The organism is Fibrobacter sp. UWB10, assembly GCF_900182935.1.
GTDB lineage: Bacteria > Fibrobacterota > Fibrobacteria > Fibrobacterales > Fibrobacteraceae > Fibrobacter > Fibrobacter succinogenes_O.
In genome coordinates this window covers 55,304-75,669 of record NZ_FXUE01000007.1, presented here as the reverse complement: position 1 = coordinate 75,669, position 20,366 = coordinate 55,304, and the positions used below count along the sequence as shown (strand labels likewise).

At 45.1% G+C, this 20,366-nt stretch carries 22 protein-coding genes; 12 read left to right on the top strand and 10 right to left on the bottom strand.

The window, feature by feature from the left end:
- Positions 1 to 9: 9 nt before the first annotated feature.
- Genes QOL41_RS13605 through QOL41_RS13595 form a run of 3 tightly spaced genes read left to right on the top strand, consistent with a single transcriptional unit; the run spans position 10 to position 2,041 of the window.
- Positions 10 to 633: a hypothetical protein gene (locus QOL41_RS13605; RefSeq protein WP_283430197.1), complete on the top strand. Its 624-nt coding sequence runs from the start codon at positions 10 to 12 to the stop codon at positions 631 to 633.
- Positions 630 to 1,430, top strand: a complete 801-nt coding sequence (locus QOL41_RS13600) for an FISUMP domain-containing protein (protein ID WP_283430196.1) — start codon at positions 630 to 632, stop codon at positions 1,428 to 1,430. Before QOL41_RS13605 ends, QOL41_RS13600 begins: the two co-directional genes overlap by 4 nt.
- 56 nt (positions 1,431 to 1,486) lie before the next feature.
- The gene (locus QOL41_RS13595; RefSeq protein ID WP_283430195.1) at positions 1,487 to 2,041 is read left to right on the top strand and encodes a fibrobacter succinogenes major paralogous domain-containing protein; all 555 of its coding nucleotides are present in this window, start codon (positions 1,487 to 1,489) and stop codon (positions 2,039 to 2,041) included.
- Between the two features lie 12 nt (positions 2,042 to 2,053).
- Here QOL41_RS13595 and QOL41_RS13590 read toward each other — a convergent pair whose 3' ends face one another.
- Positions 2,054 to 2,770, bottom strand: a complete 717-nt coding sequence (locus tag QOL41_RS13590; protein ID WP_173654236.1) for an NYN domain-containing protein — start codon at positions 2,768 to 2,770, stop codon at positions 2,054 to 2,056.
- 66 nt (positions 2,771 to 2,836) lie between these two features.
- On the opposite strand from QOL41_RS13590, the gene QOL41_RS13585 reads away from it, so the two are divergent.
- Positions 2,837 to 6,274 (top strand): AAA domain-containing protein, encoded by a 3,438-nt coding sequence (locus QOL41_RS13585; protein WP_283430194.1) that lies wholly within the window; start codon positions 2,837 to 2,839, stop codon positions 6,272 to 6,274.
- Complete coding sequence (locus tag QOL41_RS13580; RefSeq protein WP_283430193.1) at positions 6,267 to 7,262, top strand: hypothetical protein; 996 nt, start codon at positions 6,267 to 6,269, stop codon at positions 7,260 to 7,262. The genes QOL41_RS13585 and QOL41_RS13580 overlap by 8 nt, the downstream gene beginning before the upstream one ends.
- Positions 7,263 to 7,304: 42 nt before the next feature.
- On the opposite strand, the gene QOL41_RS13575 is transcribed toward QOL41_RS13580, so the two are convergent.
- Positions 7,305 to 8,003: a hypothetical protein gene (locus tag QOL41_RS13575; protein ID WP_283430192.1), complete on the bottom strand. Its 699-nt coding sequence runs from the start codon at positions 8,001 to 8,003 to the stop codon at positions 7,305 to 7,307.
- A 16-nt stretch (positions 8,004 to 8,019) separates the two neighbouring features.
- Positions 8,020 to 8,457, bottom strand: a complete 438-nt coding sequence (locus tag QOL41_RS13570) for a hypothetical protein (protein WP_283430191.1) — start codon at positions 8,455 to 8,457, stop codon at positions 8,020 to 8,022.
- Positions 8,458 to 8,757: 300 nt separating this feature from the next.
- On the opposite strand from QOL41_RS13570, the gene QOL41_RS13565 reads away from it, so the two are divergent.
- The 6 genes from QOL41_RS13565 (at position 8,758) to QOL41_RS13540 (ending at position 13,399) form a co-directional block, all read left to right on the top strand.
- Positions 8,758 to 11,346: a DEAD/DEAH box helicase family protein gene (locus QOL41_RS13565; RefSeq protein WP_283430190.1), complete on the top strand. Its 2,589-nt coding sequence runs from the start codon at positions 8,758 to 8,760 to the stop codon at positions 11,344 to 11,346.
- 18 nt (positions 11,347 to 11,364) lie between these two features.
- On the top strand, positions 11,365 to 12,042 hold the full coding sequence (locus tag QOL41_RS13560; protein WP_173654230.1) for a hypothetical protein: 678 nt from the start codon (positions 11,365 to 11,367) through the stop codon (positions 12,040 to 12,042).
- A gap of 20 nt (positions 12,043 to 12,062) precedes the next feature.
- On the top strand, positions 12,063 to 12,212 hold the full coding sequence (locus QOL41_RS13555; protein WP_173654229.1) for a hypothetical protein: 150 nt from the start codon (positions 12,063 to 12,065) through the stop codon (positions 12,210 to 12,212).
- A 120-nt stretch (positions 12,213 to 12,332) separates the two neighbouring features.
- Entirely contained in the window at positions 12,333 to 12,650 is a 318-nt protein-coding gene (locus QOL41_RS13550; protein WP_283430189.1) for a hypothetical protein, read from the top strand.
- A gap of 26 nt (positions 12,651 to 12,676) precedes the next feature.
- Positions 12,677 to 13,024, top strand: coding sequence for a hypothetical protein (locus tag QOL41_RS13545; RefSeq protein ID WP_173654227.1), 348 nt, complete (start codon positions 12,677 to 12,679; stop codon positions 13,022 to 13,024).
- A gap of 108 nt (positions 13,025 to 13,132) precedes the next feature.
- The gene (locus QOL41_RS13540; RefSeq protein WP_173654226.1) at positions 13,133 to 13,399 is read left to right on the top strand and encodes a hypothetical protein; all 267 of its coding nucleotides are present in this window, start codon (positions 13,133 to 13,135) and stop codon (positions 13,397 to 13,399) included.
- Here the strand turns inward: QOL41_RS13540 and QOL41_RS13535 are convergent.
- From QOL41_RS13535 to QOL41_RS13505, 7 genes are all read right to left on the bottom strand, one after another.
- Positions 13,396 to 13,845 (bottom strand): hypothetical protein, encoded by a 450-nt coding sequence (locus tag QOL41_RS13535; protein WP_283430188.1) that lies wholly within the window; start codon positions 13,843 to 13,845, stop codon positions 13,396 to 13,398. The two genes, QOL41_RS13540 and QOL41_RS13535, sit on opposite strands and share 4 nt — an antisense overlap.
- The gene (locus QOL41_RS13530) at positions 13,818 to 14,156 is read right to left on the bottom strand and encodes a hypothetical protein (protein ID WP_283430187.1); all 339 of its coding nucleotides are present in this window, start codon (positions 14,154 to 14,156) and stop codon (positions 13,818 to 13,820) included. Before QOL41_RS13530 ends, QOL41_RS13535 begins: the two co-directional genes overlap by 28 nt.
- 18 nt (positions 14,157 to 14,174) lie before the next feature.
- On the bottom strand, positions 14,175 to 15,017 hold the full coding sequence (locus QOL41_RS13525; protein WP_349362411.1) for a DUF4434 domain-containing protein: 843 nt from the start codon (positions 15,015 to 15,017) through the stop codon (positions 14,175 to 14,177).
- Entirely contained in the window at positions 14,900 to 15,301 is a 402-nt protein-coding gene (locus QOL41_RS13520) for a hypothetical protein (protein WP_283430185.1), read from the bottom strand. The genes QOL41_RS13525 and QOL41_RS13520 overlap by 118 nt, the downstream gene beginning before the upstream one ends.
- Before the next feature lie 68 nt (positions 15,302 to 15,369).
- On the bottom strand, positions 15,370 to 17,118 hold the full coding sequence (locus QOL41_RS13515; protein WP_349362409.1) for a 1-deoxy-D-xylulose-5-phosphate synthase: 1,749 nt from the start codon (positions 17,116 to 17,118) through the stop codon (positions 15,370 to 15,372).
- Between the two features lie 126 nt (positions 17,119 to 17,244).
- Positions 17,245 to 18,051, bottom strand: a complete 807-nt coding sequence (locus QOL41_RS13510; RefSeq protein WP_283430183.1) for a hypothetical protein — start codon at positions 18,049 to 18,051, stop codon at positions 17,245 to 17,247.
- 120 nt (positions 18,052 to 18,171) lie between these two features.
- On the bottom strand, positions 18,172 to 19,542 hold the full coding sequence (locus QOL41_RS13505; protein WP_283430182.1) for an anaerobic C4-dicarboxylate transporter: 1,371 nt from the start codon (positions 19,540 to 19,542) through the stop codon (positions 18,172 to 18,174).
- A gap of 130 nt (positions 19,543 to 19,672) precedes the next feature.
- Between QOL41_RS13505 and rbr the strand changes: the two genes are divergently transcribed.
- Positions 19,673 to 20,212: a rubrerythrin gene (gene rbr / locus QOL41_RS13500; RefSeq protein ID WP_283430181.1), complete on the top strand. Its 540-nt coding sequence runs from the start codon at positions 19,673 to 19,675 to the stop codon at positions 20,210 to 20,212.
- The last annotated feature ends 154 nt before the right edge of the window (positions 20,213 to 20,366 follow it).

The following is a 20,366-nucleotide window of genomic DNA, read 5'->3' as shown; positions in this document are numbered from 1 at the left end:
CCCTGTGTAGTGCTAGTTGGGTGCGGCATCGACACCTACGAGGTGACTGACAAGGGCTACACATGGCGCTATAAGGGTTTGATAGATGACACGACCATGGTTGTTGAAGTTCGCCACTGGGAAAGTGGAGTAATTCACTGCAGTCATTTTATGAATTACGATGATGGAGAGACGTTTAGCAATATCATCTCGACTTACTATTATTCTGCAAGCCTACGTTCCCAAAAGGTTGGCAAGAAAAACTCAATACCCGAAGATCTTTTGCCTGAGGAGTTGTCTTTCAAGGGACTTCCTCGCTGGACCGAAAGCTGCCTTGCTATGGATTCTATTGATGGAAACTTCTATTGCGTGAATGCACTACGGCTCGATGAATACTCGTACGCTTGTGCCCTTGCCATCGTAAACGGCGAAAAACAGGACTTGGATACCTTGGAATTTGAAAACTGCAATTTTGACTTGCACAAGGACATCTCCTTTGCGGCGCACTATCTCAAGATTTCGGAGGACTTTTACGCGATACATGATGGCATGCTGAAATCGCAACTACCGACTTACAGAATAAAGGATGTGGGGAATTCGGTAATTGTCGTAAACCAGCGGGGCGATTCGCTATTTTTCGAGGGGGAACCATGATGTTCTTTGTCATTGTATTCGCCCTTGCCGTTTTGTGCGGCTGCAGCAATAATGACTATTACCGGTCAAGTTCCACCGCTGAGGAAGAATCTGAAGAGATATTTGACTCTGCAAATATTGAATATGATTCCATCGTAGATGTCCGTGACGGGAAAACGTACAGAACCGTAAAAATCGGTAACCGCTGGTGGTTTGCAGAGAACCTGAACTTCGCCGCGGATTCAAGCTACTGCTACAACGACGAGCCTGACTCCTGCGCTATTTACGGCAGACTTTACCCATGGACTGTTGCTATGCAACTTGATACTGCCTATAACAAATTGAGCGCCATCTATAGCGAGAAAATCAAGAAGAAACATCAGGGAATATGTCCCAAAGGTTGGCACATCCCCAGTGAAAAAGAATGGAACGAGATGATCGACTATGCCGATTTGCACAACGGTAATGAAGGTGCAAGCGCAAGCCTGAGGGCAAGATACAGCTGGATCCCAAACGAAGAATACGATATCAAATATGTTGACAGGTTTGGCTTTGCGGGGCTCGCCGCCGGCGCAAGGGCCGAAAAAGAAATGAGAGACTTTGACTGCAGTTACCATACAGGGAACGAAGACAACATTTATTGCGGCATCGGCAACGAAGCTTTCTTCTGGACATCGACAGAGCTAACGGACTATCGAAATTCCTCCGAGCACGCCCTCTATTTCTTTTTGCACGGACTGCAAAACGGAGACTTCAGAACGAGCGACTGGGGCGAATTTACAAAACGCGCAGCACTATCTGTCCGATGCGTAGAGTGATTCTTTTCAAGGGACGTTCATAAATGCATTTGCCAATTCTATATATTTCGATTCTTTTGACAACCCTGCTTTCTGCCTGCTCCGAGTCTTTCACCGACCCGCGTGACGGACAAAGTTACGACATCGTACAAATCGGTCCGCAGACCTGGATGGCCGAAAACCTGAATTACGAAATCGAAGGGAGCGCCTGCCCCGAAGGCGACAACCGCAACTGCTCCAAGTACGGACGACTTTATACGTGGGATATGGCACGTGCCGTGTGCCCTGAAGGCTGGCACTTGCCCGACAGCGCGGACTTTGAAAAACTTATTTCAGCAGCGGGTGGCGCAGAAGTTGCTGGCTATGCTCTCAAATCGACAAGTGGCTGGTTCAAGAAAGGAAACGGCTCGGACGCTTACGGCTTTAATGCATTGCCTGCAGGTTACCGCCTTGCCGGAAACGGTACTACGGGCGGCAAGTTCGATGGCATCGGCGGCTATGCGCACATTTGGTGCGCTGTCGAAACACCCGATGGCCTCGCTTACTACATGCTCCTGGATTTCAGCATCAAGGCCGCCAAGCTCAGCGCCTTCGGCAAAGATGAAGCGCGATCGGTTAGGTGTGTGAAGTAGTGCGTTGAGTGGTTACTTCTTCTTGATGCGGAAGACTTGCTGCCCCTTGGAATTTTTGCCTTCCTCAAAGTATTCCGTGGCACGGATAAGGGCAGGCCACTTGGCATAGCCGAAGTTCTTGGGGCTCAGCGAAATCTGACGGTTGATTTGTTGTGAAACCTTGGATGCGACTGCCCAGCCTGATTCATCGGCCTCTTCGCTGATTGCCTTGCGGATGGCGTTCATAATTTTTGAATTGCCGCGCAGCTTGTTGCGGTCGAGCGGTTCGATGTTGTTCGTCGCCTCGTCCGACTCGGTCGGCTTCTTGAACTTGTCGATATAGATGAAGGAATTGCACGAATCAATGAACGGTTGCGGCGTCTTTTCTTCACCGAACCCGATTACCTGTTTTGACTTGGCCCTAAGTTTCATGGCAAGCGGAGTGAAATCCGAATCACTGCTCACGATGGCGAAAATGTCGATGCTCTCCGTGAACAGGAGTTCCATTACGTCGATAGTCATCGCAAGGTCGGTCGCGTTCTTCCCCTTCGTGTAGGGGAACTGCTGTATCGGCTGAATCGCGAACGGATGCAGAACCTCTTCCCAGGGGTTGCTACCTTTCCAGTTGCCATACGCCCTGCGGATGCTCGTCTCCCCGAACTTGGAGAGTTCTTCCATGATGCCATAGATGGCGTCCGCCTTGGCGTTGTCGCAGTCAATAATCAGGGCTATTTTCTTTTCCGTGTCCATGCTAGGGAATATATGAAAAAAATGGAGGGGGTGACGCTTTGTGGCTAGAAAAATGTTTTTTCAAGTATGGTAATCTTTATATTTTGGGAAAAAAAAGAATTTAGAGCGCGTTATGTATATATATTAAATGGAAGAAATCGTGAAAAGCGGGATGAAATATCGAATATGCAAATATTGGACACTATAGAAAAATATACAGTCACATCTGAACCAAAAATATTAAGTGAACATCTTCACTTCTATGAAAATTGTGAAGATGCTGCAGGAGATGTATTCGATATTTTGGTTTTACAGGAAACCATCGAAAATAGACGCGCACTCAATCGACAGATTGAAAATGAAATCAAGCCTTTAATAGGTTGTGATGTTCAGGGATTCGTAAAAACAATTGATGTCAGCTATAATGCGGACGAAAATTTTTATTACATCGTGTATGAACATTTTTCGGATGATTATTTAAAGGATTTTCCAAACAATATTGATATCCCTGCTATTTTGGGTATAGCAAAGGGGTTGGACTACTTTAAAAAAAATGGAAATAATCAGGGGTTTATCATATCTCCCAAGTTCATACTAGTAAATGAAGAAAATGAAGCAAAACTCCTTTTTCCAAAACTCTATGAAATCTTTCTACGTGAGAAATTGCTAGACGAAGACTATTTGTCTCCACAAGCCATAAAGCATAATAAAGGAGATTCTCAATTATCGCCGAATCATCAAGATGACATGTTTTCTTTGGTCAAGACCTTTGAGGCCTTTTTGCGAGACAACTATAGCGATATCGAAAGTGAAAAGCTGGTACTAGATGAGCTTGTCAAAAAGACCCTTGATCCCGACAGAAAGAAGAGGTTTTCCAAATATTACGAATTAATAGATTTGTTACAAAAATTGACGCCGATAAAGCGGTTTCAATTACCCTCGTTGGCTGTAATAACACAACCAGAATATGAAGATGATATTGATGAAGTCATATCGTCAATGAACGAAAATACATGGATGGTGGTTAATCCAGAATTATCCGAACGTGATCAAGTTACAGGACGATTTACAACCAATGAATGGACGGGAAGATTCTTTGTAGATGACGATGGCTATCTCTTTATTCCTTATACTAACTGCAGAAATAATTGTAACAATGCCATTATTCAAGATGAAGATGCGTTTTTGTTAGAAGCTCATGTTGAGTATGACGCAAATACATCTGATTATTGGATAGATTTTTTATGGGAAAAATATCAGGAAAAAAATAAACTTGCAAAATTGTCTCGCCAAAAGCATAATGAACTTGAGGTATGGCAAAAATTGCCCGAGACAGAAAAGAAATTTATTGAAATGCGCGCCCTTAAAATTCCATATAAAAAAGTGGAAGAAGGAAAGGATGGGTCTAAGTTACTATTCTATTTAGATGACGAACAAGAAAACGCCCCCAAAATTAGTTGGGGAAAAATAAAGAATATGAAAAACGAAAAGAAGATTCTTTTCGTTGGAGAGCAAATTGTTGGTAAAATTGGGGATTGGCGTTCAGAATCTAAAATTATTACGATTCCGAATCCTGTTTGCACCATTCAGGAAATACCACATCAAGGGATTCTTTCTGAGGATATTAGACAAGAAACAAGTCAATACAAGAAACAAGTAGAAGCGTGCCAAAAGTTTATCAAATCTAGCATAGCTAATAAGGAATTAGGAGATATAATAGCTACTCCAGAAGAATCTATAGAATGCAATATACATGATTTGGATTATGACGGATTCAAAAGTAAATTATTCAATTCAAATATTGCAAAAGACGATTCTCAGCTTGAAGCGGTTTTGGAAGCCGTTAATTACAAACCAATATACATAATTCAGGGGCCTCCAGGAACCGGTAAAACGACTGTTATAGTAGAAACCATACGGCAAATTGTGAATGAAAACCCAAATGCAAAAATTTTGTTGACCTCGCAATCCAATTTGGCCGTAGATAATGTGCTTGAAAAATTAGTTGGCGAAACGGAGATTCGTTTTATCCGTTTGGCAAGTGACAATGCTCTTGAAAATGACAATGTCTCTGAAAGTATGAAATCACATTGTTATGAAGAAAAATTGAAAAGTTGGGTTGGCGAAACGGAGCAGAAGTCAAAAAAATATATGGAAGAAAATTTTCCTTCGCAAGAAGGAAATAGAAACCTGTATGAAATTTTCAAAGCCTTTGAAGATGCCAGAAGTAAAAAAGACATCAAGTTATTTAAAAAGGCTCTAGCAAAGGGTAATGATTATCTAAAACAGCTATTTGAAAACGCAGAGGATTTTGCTGATATTGAAACTGTTTTTAAAGAGACGTTTGGAGAGAAATACTTTAAGTTAAAGAAAATTCAAAAAGACTGGATAGCGTTTATTAGCAATTCTTCCGTAAATTACGACTCCGATAGAAAGGTGTCCATGCTTAACAATGGTAGTGAGGAAATCAATTTTTTAACGGCAATGCTTTTAAAAATGAATATTCTCGGGGCTACTTGTATCCATATTGCCAGCAGTAGATATAGTAGAGTAAACTTCAATTTTGACTATGTCATTATGGATGAGTCAAGCAAGGCGACGCCTGCAGAATCCTTAGTCCCTATAAGCATGGGAAGAAACATTATTCTGATTGGCGATGACAAGCAATTACCCCCAGTTGTTACACGAGATGATGCTGTTAAACAAGATATCAAAGAACAAGTTGAGGATGAGGGACTTGATATTGAAAAAACATATGGTGTATCGTTGTTCGAGAAAATAAAAAAGGAATTTGAATCGTCAAATAATAAGCGATATGTCAAGATGCTGGATATTCAATATCGAATGCCTAAACAAATAGGTTCATTGATATCCAAGTATTTCTATGATGGCAAACTAAAGAATCCTGATATTGAAGGGTACGATGAAAAAAAATCCCATAAATTGAGCTTGAAGAAAGAAACCTCTATTGTCTTTTTGAATACATCGAATAGGGAGAATCACTATGATAATGGCGACAAGTTTAATAGGCAAAATCAGTGTAACGTCGATACAATTAAGGAACTACTCTCAAAATTGAACAGCCTTTACCCAGATAATGCATCTAACGACAACCCATTTGATATAGGAGTGATCGCTGGCTACCGAGGGCAAGTAGAACTTTTGAAAAAACAAGTAGATGCTAAAGCATATGGTAATTTTATCAAAGACAATGAGCCTTTGGTGCAAATAAATACCGTTGATAAATTCCAGGGCGCCGAAAGAGATATTATCATCTATGACATAGTGCGCAGTAGTCATGGGCATGACAATATCGGTTTTCTAGCCGATTATAGGCGCATCAATGTGGCGTTTTCTCGTGCAAAGCGGCTGCTATTTATTATAGGCGATAGTAATTATCTGTTAAATAGGGCTGTATTTACGAAATCGGAGAATTTTACTGAATTTAAATTAAAACAAATTGTCGAAGAGCTCCAAAAGGAAGGACTTGTCTTCAATAGTATGGAGGAAATTTTCAATGCATGATAGCATAAAACAAAATACCTGGCGTATTCATAAAGATGATTATCGAACTGAAAACTTTTTTCTTGCTGAAATTCTTGAGATTGACTTGCCTTTTTGGGAATGTAAACAGAATGTCATTGTAGAAAAAGATGTTGAAGTCGATAGATTTAGTCACGTTCTCCTAGAATTAATTGATAGTGGGATTAATACATACTCCGAAATATTCAATTTTCTTGGAATAGAAGAGGATTGCTTTGTCAATATTCAATTTCATTATCTCTTAAAAAACAGATTCATTAAAGAAACAGCCAATGATACATTGGAAGTCACTTTGGATGGAAAAAATTTTATGAATAAAAAGTCCAAAGCGAAAAAGACTGAAACAGAAGAATTCGAATTTTTAATGCTTGACCGATTTGACTTTATCAAAAATGACATGAATAATGAATTTTTTGATCCAAGCAAACCCATAGATAAAGCTAGTGAAGGGAAAACTAACGCTTTTTCTGGTTATAAATTAATTCAGACGCATAAAAAAGAAAAGACAGAAAAAGATGTCATAACTATAGAACATCAAAACAATCCCTCTTATGGTGCGCTAGTCAGCAAACGAAGTGATTTTAGTATATTCTTCAATAGCCAATTTAAAGAGAAAACATTTTATGATTTTGCCGATAATAAACTTAAACAATACAAAAGAAACATTCGCTTTTTAGCACTCATTTTCATTAGTGATACTAATAAGAGTGATATCAAAGTCGATATTCGACAATTAAGTTTTTCTGTGAAAAAATTTGATAAAAAATTTGCCCTTGAAGAAAAATTATCTAAAATTGTAACTAACTACTATCAGAAAAATCGCGGTGATTTGGAAGAATATTTGCCAAAAATGGAATCCAATATTTTAAGTGATCCCACAACAAAGACCTCGTTAAAAAGCCTTTTTAAGCCTGATGCCGCGATTTTGGCGAGAATGCAAAAAATGAGAAAAAAGACTAGAAAATTTTAAAGCCTTTACTTTTTTGAACTAGATGTCCCAAAAAAGCACTTCTTAACGCCTGATATCACAAGAACGAGCGCGTTGTTCGATTTCGTCTTCCTCTAGTTTTTCTTTGCAGAGCATATTCATGATGGCATCGCTACATTTTCTTTCTGTATTGTAGCCGCAACTATTAATGCATACCTGCATTAATTTGTATTCGATAAGAACTTCAAGCCTTTTGCAGCCCATTTTTTGGGCGGCCATAAATCCGCCTGCTGCTCCGAGAACAGCACCGATTGTTCCTGATATAGCTTGTTCTTCGAAATTACTCTTCTTTTCTCTGATTTCAGGAATTTTGTCGTCGTAAGTTTCTTCTGCATCTGCGAAGGGTGTTTGTTCTGGCATCGGTTCTGGCGCCGGTTCGGCCACTTGCGTCTCGCTGTTGATATGGGGCATGTCTGTGGGGGCTTCTTGTGTTACGCAGTTGCTATTGGGCGTTGTAGAGTCTTGTTGTTTGTTTGCTGAGGCAAGTTCCGCTCCTAAAATATTCAAAATAGAATCTTGCTTACCCATGCCTCTAAGAATAAGATTCAGTTTTTCGTCTATAATAGATTGTTCTTCATTGTTGTTTTGGGCAAAATTTTGGCCGTGTTCTTTGGCGAGGAGACATTGTGCGAAACAGACCGTGTTTTCCTTGGCATCTTCTTTAGAACACGATGCGAATACAAAAATCATTAGGGCCATTAATGCATAGAAAATCTTTTTCATAGTTATTCCTTGGATTTTAGAAATCGAATTCGTCCATTCCGTTTTCATCTTTTTTTAGCTGATACTGTTCATCTTCCATTTGTTTCTTGACATTAGGAATGACTTCTTTTCTGACTTTATCTAAAAAATATTGATAATCGTTTTCTACTAGCCATTGTTCTGGTTTCTGGCATTCTAGGGAGAGAATAAATTTTTTCAGTTTTTCAAAGAAGATGATTGCTGGGATAATTCGATTATCTGCGGGTTTGTCGTTGGCAAGGTCAGTTTCATTTTTAGGGCGGTTTTTCCAGTATTTTTTTTCGACGCTGTTGTCATACGAGAATTCGTCTTCTCTTGACATATTTTTGCTGATGATTTTTTTGCGAGATGACTTTTTTTCGCTAGCGTCTTTCGGGTTTTTGCTGTAGTATTTCCTAACGGCGTCGGCGTACTTCATTTCGCGAGCTTTCAACATGTCGTCGAGCTCGTTGCGCAACTTTCGCCATTCGGTAACGTCGTCGGTCATTTATAGGCCCTTTGTCTTTATATCAGACTCTAATGTAAAAAATAGTTGTAAAAAATTCAAGCTATTGCATAAAATGGCGATTTTAGCCTAAAAACGGCAATTTTTGAGAAGCGCTTTTTGTCCCGGTTTGTCCCGAAACCAAAATCTAAATCTGTAATCGTTAAGGGGAAACGCCCCGAACGCTAAAAACTTCCGCAGTCGCGGTACGAAAAAACAGTTTGCCTTTCATTTGACTAGGAGGACTATACTATGTGTACTACTAAGAATTATCTCCATGCCATCGAGAAGGAAATCGAACTCCGACTCAATGGCTTTCAGACCACCCTTTTCGAAGGAAAATTCCTGGGAAAAGATGATAGTGGTCTTAAGTACGTGATGACCGAATCGAAGCGTACCAATGCCAAGTTCGAGGACATTCAGAATACCTTCATTCAGGCTGTCAAGAAGGGCGTTTCTTCCGCCCGTGTGTATATGGTGCCCGAAAACAAAGTGCCTAGGGTGGATCTTGAGCCTAAGAACTTGATTGTGCTGACGAACCTTACCTTTGAAGTGGATAAGGATACTGGAAAGAAGACGGTCTACTTCTGGATGAAGGAGCACATCAAGGAGGGGCACATCTTATGCATTCCGCCTTCCACTATCCCGATGGCTGCTGAAATCGCAGCAATGGAGCATGTCAGTGGTGTGCATGGAGACTTAGGAGTGGCTGCCCGCAGTGAGGTGAATAATTTCGAATCGTTCTATAACATTCCCGCAATTATTCCCCAGGCCCTCAATAGTATTATGCAGAAGGAAGAATTGGATCTCCCGAGCTATACGCCTGTTGAACTAGCCGATGACGATTACTACATCCTTAAGGATAACAATCGTCCGGGCAATAGTGAACAACGTAAGTTTGTATGCAATGCGCTCTCTACTCCGGATTTCACCATCAAGGTTGGGCCTCCTGGTTCTGGCAAAACTACCGCCATTATCGAGCTTATTATCCAGCTGGTAAAGCGAGGCAAGCGCATTTTGCTTGTTGCCTCTACCAATGTGGCTGTCGACAATATCTTGGAAAAACTGAAGGACCACTTGGACCTTGCCTGCGTCAAACGTTATGGTTGCGAAGACAATCCCAACATTAGCAATGATGCCAAGAAGTTTATTAACGGCAAGCCTTTTATGAAGACGGAGGCTAAGGCTCTTCAGGAACGCTTGAAGAGGATTCCCGAAGACAAGCGTACCGCAGTCCAGCAGGAACTTTTGGAACATAGCGATGTCAAGGATAACCTGCTGTTGTATGAATTCCTTCAGGAGAACACGCCCATTGTTGCGGGCACCACTTTTGGGGCGTCTCTTGAAGTGATGAGGCAGTTGAGTTTGAAGGGTTCTGACGAGCCGCCGTTCGACTACCTGATTCTCGATGAGGCTTCCAAGACCACTATTCAGGAATTCCTGGTTCCGGCGTGCCTGTGCAATCATTGGATTATCGTGGGTGATATCCAGCAGTTGCCGCCATACGTGAGTGATGATGACTTGGCGGAGAACCTGCAGATTTGTTACCCAGATGATTCTGATAAGGAACGTGAATACACTGTGGCTTCGGATTCGTTACTGATGTCTGCCGGCAAGCAGATGCGTCAGACTGTGGTGCTGGTGGAGAAGGAATCTGAAATGGATGCTTATTGGTACAAGCGGTATGCAAAGAAGTATGATATCCTCTTTGCCGATGCCGACAAGTCCGAGTATGATGATGTCTTGCCCTATGCCACCGTTATTGTGGGGACCCTGCCATCGCTCAAGGAAAAACGCGACCTGATTGCACCCCGCGTTACCACCATACGTGTGGCTCGTGATAAGAATACTGGGCGTATTCTTCACGAAGAAGGTATGCAGGAATGGGTGGCGGCTGCACGTTACAATCGCGAGAAGCTCTTTGAACGCTTTGATGAGAACGATCCCAAGGAATGGCACGACGAAATTTCGTGGAGATTGATTCGCATGTTCGAACAACGCGACAATGACGTGAACGCCGACAAGAGTACGCTCACCCGCTTGAAAGAAGAAGTGGACCAACTGATTCCCGAAGGGGACAAGGAAGCTTGCAAGAAGCGCATCCGCATCTTTGAACAGATTTACCTGCCTTCGTGTATGGAACTCCTTAGCAGAGGTTACGGTGAATATAGGGATCTTGCTCTTTTCCGTGGAATTCCTGAGAAGATGCTCGATGAGCGCTGTGTCAAGCTTTCTTACCAGCACCGCAGTCATCAGCAGATTGCGCAACTCGCTTCCGACGAGTTCTATGATGGTATGGCGATGCGTTCCGAGCATATGGAAGGTAAACGCGAATGGTCGTACCGCCGTTTTGGTAAGCAGCATGTGCATTGGGAGAACATCAAGGGACGCTGTGACCACAAGAACCGCAACAAGAAGGAGCAGGCATGGATTGAAAAGGAACTAGAAAAGTTCCGCGATTTCGCGAAGGCAAAGCCCAAGAAGGATGAGAAAAGTGGGAAGGTCGAAAAGTGGTCTGTCGCGGTCCTTTCGTTCTACAAGGAACAGGCCGAGGAATTGAAGGCCGTTTGCCTGCGCGTGTTCAAGGATAGTTCGAAGTTCGTGACGTTCAGCGTGGGTTCCGTAGACTCCTTCCAGGGGCACGAAGCGGACATCGTATTCCTCAGCTACAGCAACCAGGTTGCGACCTGCTTCATCAGTGCCCCGAACCGCCTGAACGTTGCTATCACTCGCGCCCGCTACATGATGGTGCATGTTGGCAATTGGCGTGCTATGAGCAAGGGCCAGGGGGCACTTGGCCGCATTGTCCAAAAACTCAAGAATGTAACCCATAACCTTTAATTCATCAAAGGACTAACTATGAAACTCAATCTCGAGAGCAACCTCTCTTTCCGCATCATGAAGGGCGAAATCAGCGCCCTCAGGAAGAACTTGTGGATCTGCCCGTTCCTCAAGTACATCGTAGAACACCCGCACGCCAACGAGGTGGATATTTGTCGCGACCTCTTCTGCGACAACGGCGAGGCCCGTAGGGCCGCCGTCAAGAACATCCTCTTCTTTTTCAAAGCGCAGGGCTTACTTGCTTACGATAAGCAGAACGGCTATGAACTGACATCCACTGGCTTAAAAACCATGGAATCGGGGAATGTTTGGCAGGGGCTGAAAGGTGCCTTCCTTCTGACCCTATGGAATCCGATGGGGGATATGCCTTATATCCTTGATGTCCAGCCTGTTCCTGACTCTTGGTATGATAACGCCAAGAATGACCCCGAGGAAATTCCGGAGGAATATGGCAAGAACATGGAGAACCTGACGGTCTGTTCCGATAAGACCAAACTTGTGTCTACTGGCAAGACGTTCTGCTCCACCTATACCAAGATGGAGTTCAAGGCAGACTTGAAGTCGAATGGTATGGTCAAGGTTTTTGGAACGCCTGCTTTGAGATCGCTTGCGTCCTTCGAAGTGACCTTCCAAATTGATGATGAACTCAAGTCGTACCTCATGGACGATGATGATGACGAAGACAACGGATTTTAAACCTTAACAAGGAGACTTCTATGTCCAAACTCTCGCCGCGTGACAATCACGCAAACCAGAAGAACGCTAACAAGGGTACTAGTGGTTTTAACAAGCAGTACCTTGCGGTTCAAAAGAATCGATCGATTCAGAAGAATCCGACAAGCAGGCTCTTCAAGGGGGCAAAATAACCCCCTTCTTTTTGTCCCGTTTTGTCCCTGAACCAAAATCTAAATCTGTAATCGTAAGGGGGAAACCCCTTACCTTTAAAACTTCCGCAGTCGCGGTCACAACAAAAAAAGGACAGAATTATGAGAAATCTCGGCAGTACACTCACCCGTCATTCTTACAGCGCCAATTTTGGCCGCATTAGCATGACTGCTAGCAACAAGATGGTTGCGGTCTTGACGAATGTTATGGACGAACAGGGCAATTCGCTGACGGACCATGTATGGATTCAGGATAGCAATTTTAGTCTGAACGGAGTTTCGTTCAAAAGGGGCGAAAGGGTCTTTTTCTCGGCAGAGCCCTATCGCTATATCAAGGGCGTTTACCGTCACCAGGCCGTCAAGCAGCTTAGAGCTGATATTGGCCTCAGGAACGTTGTCTTTTTGGGGCATGAATGCTAATAACGAGCTATAAAGGAGAAATGGTTATGAATGATTATTTGAAGGATAGCATTGATATCATCTTAGTTGGCGGCAATGCTTCGAAAAAGAAAGCGCTTGAAAAAGAATTGGGGTATGTAGTCCGGCAAATTCTTGTTGAACGTAATGCTAAATCGTGTTCAAAATTACGTGCGTTATGGAATGGCACACACATGAGAGATTTTGGTGTTATCGTGTGCCTTTGTAAGCATTTGGCGCATCGCGCAACAGGAATTGTTGATACGTGTTTTAAGGGACCAACGGATTGGATTGTTTTTAAAGCTCACAATGATAATTGTAAGATAATTGCGGAATCCGTAAGAGCTGAGATTCGAAAAAGCGGAAGAAGCATATAAGGCAATCTTTTGTTATATTGAACTAGAGAAGACCTTTAACAGAGTGTTTCAAACATGAATGACTACTTCGTCCCTTCGACAATCTCTGCAGAAGCTATTTTTGTGTTTTTGCTTTTTATTGCATTGACTGCGACAGCAACGTGGTTTGCAGCTCGGTATTATTTGCTGAAAAGAGATTTCGATTCTGCGCTTCAAAAGATGAATCATGAATATGGACGGAAGGTTGAACGGGAACGCAAAAAGATTCGTCGGATTCCGCACCAGTTAGATCAGATTGATTTGCTGATTACCGAAATCCGAAACTGCTATTATGATGTCCACGTGGCACGGCCCAATACGTCTGAAAGCGAAACCTCTAACTCTGACGAAGCTTAGGAATCGTCTTCTGATAAGTCCTTTGGAATTTGAATCATTGCAGATTTTTTTCTCAAGAAACTGACAAGCGTCTCCGAACCCAGGGGATGCTTTTCTTTTGGAATTCTTTTTGACGGCGGAATGATATCGCCTTTGAACGAAAGCAAGAAATTGTAGAAATCAGTAAGTTGCGCAATAGAATTTTCGCTAGGCCTCTTACGGTATTTCTTGAAGTTTTCTAGTGTCTTGTCTTCCCTGTGCCATTCTTTATTGTTTTTGGAAACGGTCGATTTTTTTGAGCGATTTTGTTCATACTCCTTGACGAGCGACCCGAATGAGGTTAGCTTTGCAGAATTTGTTCTAAAATTCAGATCTTTATTTTCAGCAATGAAATCGTCAATTTTCTTAACGATTTCGGCATGCTGTTTTTTAATGTCATTTATTGCTTTATCATCTTCAGGTAGCATTTGTCGGCCAATTTTGTTGCTTTTTCATCTGCTTTTTTTAGTTCTTCGGAGTTTGCTTTTTTAAGTTTTTCGATGTCTTTCCCAAAATAGCAGGCTAGGGCGCCTGTGTAGCAGGAACACCAGTAAACTTTATGTGTGAAATCGGGCAAGCTAATTTCTGTAGATTGTCCTTTGGCGCATTCATCTATGATGAAATAGTCTTGTGCTTTTCCAAAACTGTCTTGACGTGCGTCTCCAATATCGCATACGCCTGGAATCCAAGCGAATGCAGACATGGAACAGATAAGACTTGTGAGAAGAATTTTTTTCATATTAATATGCTCCTGTGGTTAAAATAGGAAAAATTTTTTCACTCTCTGGCCGGGCTGGGCTCTTGCTCCGTCCGGCTTGTAGTATTTGAGCGGAGCTTGCTTGCGGTCGCTGGGACGCGGGCTTGTTTTAGCATTGCGGCGTTTGATGATGCTTGATGCGTTGCTTTCGGAACTGAGGTTCCATTTTTCAAGCGAGTCTAGGCCTGCGTTTCCGAGGACGGCGAGGTCGTAGGCAATGACTTTTGCGGCACCTGCAGCGTATGCGGTGTCAAGCTGTGCGGAGATTCTTGCGCTGTCGGCGAGCGCGTGCGAATCGTCGGTGCGGAACAGTTCCATGTCGACCCAGAATTCGATTCCGTATTTTTTGCAGGCTTGTGCTACGGCACGTTCGTAGTTGCCTACGGTTGCAATTTCGGCGTGGAGTTTGCCTGCATCGTTTGCGCCGATGCCGTCTTGCATGGCGATAATGTCGGGCTTGAATCCGGCGGCAAAGAGTTTCTCGAAAAATGATTGCAACTTCTCGGGTGTTTCCAGATTCTGGTTGTAGAACGGGGCGGCCATGACTTTCCAGCCCTTCGCCTGTGCGGCTTCGGTGACTAGCTTCAAGAAATGTTCTGTGAGCATTTCCGGCGTTGCGTCATTGCGAAGGCCATCCCAGTAGTAGCGCGCGATTTCTTGCGGAATGTAAACGCCTTCGATAACGCTCTCGCTGCCGTATAGCGAATGGATTTCTTCGAGGACTTTCAGGTTTCTTGATGTAAGCGTATCGAGCTGCTCAGCGTTCGGTGGGGTGTACCAGTTTTCGCCATTGTAATAGAGTCCAAGCCAAAGTTTGGTTCCGGCTGTATTGGCGGCCTCGATGCTTTTCGGGAACAGTTGATTGTTTTGTACTGCGTGTCTTGCAGAAAGTCCAGTTGCGAGGGGTAATACAAATGTGTTGCTTCGACGGCGGCGTATTGCAAAACGACTTGCTCCATGCCGAGCGCATGCAGGCGTTGGTGCATGTGCGTAATGGAATCTTGCGACTGGTAGGCGGTTGTCCAACCAGCATCGAACACGCCTGCGATTCCAGCCGCGTTTGCGCCGACAGCTCCCCACAAGAGTGCGGGGAGCATAAGTCGGAATATGTGCTGCGAGATGGACATACCCGAAATATATACTTATTTCAGGCGAAAGGCACGATTCTGGTTTCGGCGATGTTATTTCGGTGACGTTATTTCAGCACCGCCATCACATCTTCCACAATCTGCTTGGGCGTGAGGCGGTTTCTTTCCATGAGTTCGCCGTAAGGCACCTTGTCGTAGAATTCCTTTTTGAGGCCCTTCACGAGCACACGCATGTCGGTGTTGCCGTAGAAACGTGCAATCTTTTCGCCAAAGCCACCATCGATGACGCCGTTTTCGAGCGACACGACAACCTGGTGGTCGGCGCGCAGGCCTTCCAACACTTCGCAGTCGATGCCTGTTGCGAATCGCGGGTTGATGATGGTGGCGTCGATTCCCTGCTTGGCAAGTTCCGCTGCGGCTTCTTCGGCGAGAGCGTAGTAGCTGCCAAGACCGATTAGGGCGACTTTACTTCCGCGCTTATCTACTTTATATGTATTCAGCTTGGAGTAGTCGGTGTCGAATTTCACGCTGCGGTGTGCGACTCCGTTTGGGATGCGGATGGCCATCGGGTGTGACCTCTGATCAATTGCGTAATCCATCATGGCAATGGCTTCTTCTACGCAGGTGGGGCAGAGGTACACCAGGTTCGGGATGTTGCTCATCATCGCGATGTCGAAAATGCAGAGGTGCGTGGTATCGTTCATGCCATCGGCGCCCGACATGGTCACAAGAATCGTTGCCGGGTTGTTGTTCGCGCAAAGGTCTTGCGAAAGCTGGTCGTAAGTGCGCTGGATAAACGTGCCGTGCGTGCTGTACACGGGCTTTGCGCCGCCCTTCGCGAGCCCGGATGCGAGTGCGACAGCGTGCTCTTCGGCGATGCCCACGTCAATGAATTGCTTGCCCGCCGCTTTACGCTGCTCGGCAAAGAAGCCGATACCTGCGGGCACCGCGGAATGGATTACGACGACTTTCGGGTCTGCCTTGATTTTTTTCATCAGGTATTCGCCGAGAATGTTGCCGTACGATTCTCCGTTACCCCAGTTCACGACACCGGTCGGAATGTCAAAGGGTGCTGCCCAGTGGAAACCTTCTTTGGAATTTTCGGCGAAGCTGTAGCCTTTGCCCTTGAGCGTGTGAATGTGTACGACCACGGGCTTTGTGGAATCTTTCACTTGCTTGAATGCGGCGATGAGCGATTCGATGTCGTTACCCTGTTCTACATATAGGTAGTCAAAGCCGAGGCTCTTGAAGTAATTGTTTTCGCTCTTGCCCTGCGTTTTGCGGAGTTCCGCGAGGCTCCCGTAAAGGCCGCCGTGGTTTTCGGCGATGGACATTTCGTTATCGTTCACGACCACGATAAAGTTGGTGGCGTATTCGCCGGCGTTGTCGAGGCCTTCGAACGCTTCGCCGCCGCTGAGCGAACCGTCGCCGATGACGGCGATGACGTTGCCCTTTTCGCCCTTGATATCGCGGGCGGTTGCAAGCCCGAGTGCAAGGCTCACGGAAGTCGAGGTGTGGCCAATCATAAAATGGTCATGCTCGCTTTCGCAAGGTTCAGTGTAGCCTGTAACGCTCCAATACTTGTCCGGATTTAGGAATGCTTCGGCGCGGCCTGTCAAAATCTTGTGGGTGTAACTCTGGTGGCTAACGTCGTAGACAATCTTGTCTTTGGGCGATTCAAATACATAGTGCAGTGCGATGGTCGGCTCCACGAATCCGAGGTTCGGGCCCAGGTGTCCGCCGCATTTTGAAATTTTGTTCAAAAGCGCCGTGCGGATTTCGCCCGCGAGCGCCTTCAGGCTTTCTGTGTCCATCTTCTTCACATCGGCAGGGGATGCAATCTTTTCCATCAGCATAAAATACCGCCTTTAAGGTAGGAGATTTTTCTACAAATATACAACAAAAGGACGATTGCTCGTCCTTTAAAAAGAGTTTTTTGGGTTCTCGCAGGAAACAGGAAGCCTTCGCATTGGTCCAACTGTTTACAGGTAAAGGCTTATGCCACTAGTAACGCCTACATTAGTACCGGCAGGAGCGTCAACAATGGTGGCGATGCCTCCTATGCTGAATTCAAACTGTTGAGTAAACCTGTAGCCTATGGTGAGGTAGGCGGTTGCAATGCCTGGAACATTTAGATCGGAATCTTCTATTTTGGGGTTTGGTTCGTAAGAACTGACGCTCAAATTAAAGAATAGATTGTCAAAATAAAGCCCCGCGTACATTCCTGCAAAAATACTCAAGTAGGTATGGTAACTGTGGTCGCTGAAGAAGCTGCATTCACTATCAGAATCTCCGCATTCTTCTCCAGTTTCTCCCCAATATTCAACATTGCTGTATAGAGCGTACGTTCCGAAGAAACCGCCGAATTCAAAATGCGAAAAATTGGCGCCTAATGTAACATGTGTAAAGAGCCCGTCTTTATAACCTAGGCCACCTCCGAATACGAAACCTCTTGTTTTACGGAGGTATTCCACTTTCCCGCTGAAGTCGTTGCCGCCCATTTCGTAACTAGCAGATTTGAACTCTGCTTTTTTATCAAAAAGCTTATCGAGACTTGCTGATTCTGAAGTGTTGTCGGTGATGTCTACGTTCTTTTTGGCGTTGTGATAGACCTTCCCCGTGAATCTCCACGAACCGGAATGGGCTTTTTGTTCAGTGTTTGCTCCATGGACTTCTGGGGCTTCGGAAACAGTCATTCGAAACTTATGAACATTTGTTGTAACGCACCCTGTGGAAAGCAGGGCGAATATAATACAGAATGCAAATGATGCCGCATGTTTAAACTTCATATCAAAAAAAATAAGTTTTTGGTCAAAAAGTTCAATACGTCGCAAATAGGTTTGCGACGAACGGCAAAATGTGCGGATAAAACATCGTTTATCCGACATTTGTTGCAAATGAGTGATTTTTTAGTAGAAAATTTTCACCAAGATGGTGCCCACGATGGTCGAGACGATAACGCTCACCATGCCTGGGCGCATAAAGCTGTGGTTTAATAGGTACTTGCCAATGACGGTGGTGCCCGAACGGTCGAAGTTCACGGTTGCAATATCCGAGGGGTAATTCGGAATAAAGAAGTAGCCGTATACGCTCGGGAGCACGCCTAGGAGTACGGGGCCTTCGATGCCGAGGCTGTAGGCAAGCGGGAGCATGGCAACCACCACGGCACCTTGCGAGTTAATCAGCACGCTCACCGCAAAGAAGGCGAATGCGATGGCCCACGGATAATGCTGCACAATGTCCTTGAGACCACCTTGCATTACATCCATGTAGTTTGCAAAGTAAGTGTCGGCAAGCCAGGCGATTCCGTAAATGGCGACCACGGCGACCATGCCGCTTTGCCACACGGCCCCTGCCACAGCTTTTTTGGGATTTGCTTTGCAACAAAGAATCATGAATGCGGCGGCCGAAATCATCACAATTTGAATGATGATATTCATGGCGAGCGGTTTCATTTGGGCGACACCATCGATAACCTTGCCGGTGGGGAATTGGGGGCGGATGTCGTGGCCGATAATCTGGAATACGGAGAAGAGCACGATGACGGCGAGGGCGCCGAGGAAGATGAACACGGCGCGCTTTGCTTCTTTCGGGACTTCTTTGTCGAGTACCGAGGCGGTGCTTCCGTACATGTATTCCTTCATTTGCGGGTCTTTGAGGCGCGCCTGGAAGGCGGGATCTTTGTCGAGGTCGAGCCCACGCTTGTAAGAGACGGCGGCTGCGGCCATAATACCGCAAACGCAGGCGGGAATGGTAATTGCAATCACCTGCAGGTTGTTAATATCAAATCCGTTTGCATTCGAAATGACAACGAACGATGCCACTGCGGCAGCAATCGGTGAACAGGTAATACCCACCTGCGAAGCAATGGATGCTACACCGCAGGGGCGTTCCGGTCGAATACCCTTCTTGAGGGCGATGTCGCAGATGATCGGCATCAAGGTGTAGACCACGTGACCGGTACCCACGAGCACTGTCAGGAAGAACGTGCAGAGCGGAGCGAGAATCGTGATGTGGTTCGGGTGTTTGCGCAACAGGCGTTCCGCAATTTGAATCAGCCAATCCATACCGCCCGAAGCCTGCATAATGCCCGCGCAGGTGACTGCCGCGATAATGATGTAAATGACGTCGGTAGGCGGTTTGCCGGGTTGCATGCCGAACCCGAGCACCAGAATGGCAAGACCAATTCCTGAAATGGCGCCGAGGGCGAGGCTCCCGTATCGCGAGCCCACGTAAAGTGCCAATAGTACAATCAAAAGCTGAATAATCATGAGGGTCATAAAAGGCCTCCTTTTTTATTTAGATATATATTATTTTGCAGAAAAAGGCTCCAATTAGATTTATTTTTGCCTAGGCCGACCTAAAAAAGTGTATATTCTTTCCGAGACACTTCAACCAAGAGAGGAATTTATGGCAAACAAGTATGCCGGAACCCAAACCGAAAAGAACCTCCAGGCCGCCTTCGCTGGCGAATCCCAGGCTCGCAACAAGTACACCTACTTTGCAAGCTGCGCCAAGAAAGAAGGCTTCGAACAGATCGCAGAAATCTTCTTGAAGACTGCTGAAAACGAAAAGGAACACGCCAAGCTGTGGTTCAAGGAACTCGATGGTCTCGGCGATACTGCTGCAAACCTCAAGGCTGCTGCCGACGGCGAAAACTACGAATGGACCGACATGTACGAAGACTTTGCAAAGACCGCCGAAGCCGAAGGCTTTGCCGCTCTCGCCAAGAAGTTCCGCATGGTCGCCGCAATCGAAAAGCGCCACGAAGAACGCTACCGCGCACTCCTCAAGAACGTGGAAACTGCAGCCGTGTTCGAAAAGAGCGAAGTCAAGGTGTGGGAATGCCGCAACTGCGGTCACATTGTCGTTGGCACCAAGGCTCCGGCCGCATGCCCCGTGTGCGCTCACCCGCAGTCCTTCTTCGAAGTCACTGCTGAAAATTACTAAGAGCCGAATGCCGCAAAGACGTGCTTGCATGTCTTTATGGCTGAGGCGAAAAGTAATGCGCTTTGCGCAACTACTAATCAATAATTAATCGATTATGACAAGTGCTCCAGGTTGAACCTGGGGCATTTATTTTTTTGAAGGGGCAAGCCTTCCC

Excerpts from the sequence above, each read along its gene's own strand:
- QOL41_RS13600 (WP_283430196.1), top strand. The coding sequence starts at position 630 with ATGATGTTCTTTGTCATTGTATTCGCCCTTGCCGTTTTGTGCGGCTGC.
- QOL41_RS13590 (WP_173654236.1), bottom strand. The coding sequence starts at position 2,770 with ATGGACACGGAAAAGAAAATAGCCCTGATTATTGACTGCGACAACGCC.
- QOL41_RS13585 (WP_283430194.1), top strand. The coding sequence starts at position 2,837 with ATGGTAATCTTTATATTTTGGGAAAAAAAAGAATTTAGAGCGCGTTAT.
- QOL41_RS13580 (WP_283430193.1), top strand. The coding sequence starts at position 6,267 with ATGCATGATAGCATAAAACAAAATACCTGGCGTATTCATAAAGATGAT.
- QOL41_RS13575 (WP_283430192.1), bottom strand. The coding sequence starts at position 8,003 with ATGAAAAAGATTTTCTATGCATTAATGGCCCTAATGATTTTTGTATTC.
- QOL41_RS13570 (WP_283430191.1), bottom strand. The coding sequence starts at position 8,457 with ATGTTGAAAGCTCGCGAAATGAAGTACGCCGACGCCGTTAGGAAATAC.
- QOL41_RS13565 (WP_283430190.1), top strand. The coding sequence starts at position 8,758 with ATGTGTACTACTAAGAATTATCTCCATGCCATCGAGAAGGAAATCGAA.
- QOL41_RS13560 (WP_173654230.1), top strand. The coding sequence starts at position 11,365 with ATGAAACTCAATCTCGAGAGCAACCTCTCTTTCCGCATCATGAAGGGC.
- QOL41_RS13555 (WP_173654229.1), top strand. The coding sequence starts at position 12,063 with ATGTCCAAACTCTCGCCGCGTGACAATCACGCAAACCAGAAGAACGCT.
- QOL41_RS13550 (WP_283430189.1), top strand. The coding sequence starts at position 12,333 with ATGAGAAATCTCGGCAGTACACTCACCCGTCATTCTTACAGCGCCAAT.
- QOL41_RS13545 (WP_173654227.1), top strand. The coding sequence starts at position 12,677 with ATGAATGATTATTTGAAGGATAGCATTGATATCATCTTAGTTGGCGGC.
- QOL41_RS13535 (WP_283430188.1), bottom strand. The coding sequence starts at position 13,845 with ATGCTACCTGAAGATGATAAAGCAATAAATGACATTAAAAAACAGCAT.
- QOL41_RS13530 (WP_283430187.1), bottom strand. The coding sequence starts at position 14,156 with ATGAAAAAAATTCTTCTCACAAGTCTTATCTGTTCCATGTCTGCATTC.
- QOL41_RS13520 (WP_283430185.1), bottom strand. The coding sequence starts at position 15,301 with ATGTCCATCTCGCAGCACATATTCCGACTTATGCTCCCCGCACTCTTG.
- QOL41_RS13515 (WP_349362409.1), bottom strand. The coding sequence starts at position 17,118 with ATGCTGATGGAAAAGATTGCATCCCCTGCCGATGTGAAGAAGATGGAC.
- QOL41_RS13510 (WP_283430183.1), bottom strand. The coding sequence starts at position 18,051 with ATGAAGTTTAAACATGCGGCATCATTTGCATTCTGTATTATATTCGCC.
- QOL41_RS13505 (WP_283430182.1), bottom strand. The coding sequence starts at position 19,542 with ATGACCCTCATGATTATTCAGCTTTTGATTGTACTATTGGCACTTTAC.
- rbr (WP_283430181.1), top strand. The coding sequence starts at position 19,673 with ATGGCAAACAAGTATGCCGGAACCCAAACCGAAAAGAACCTCCAGGCC.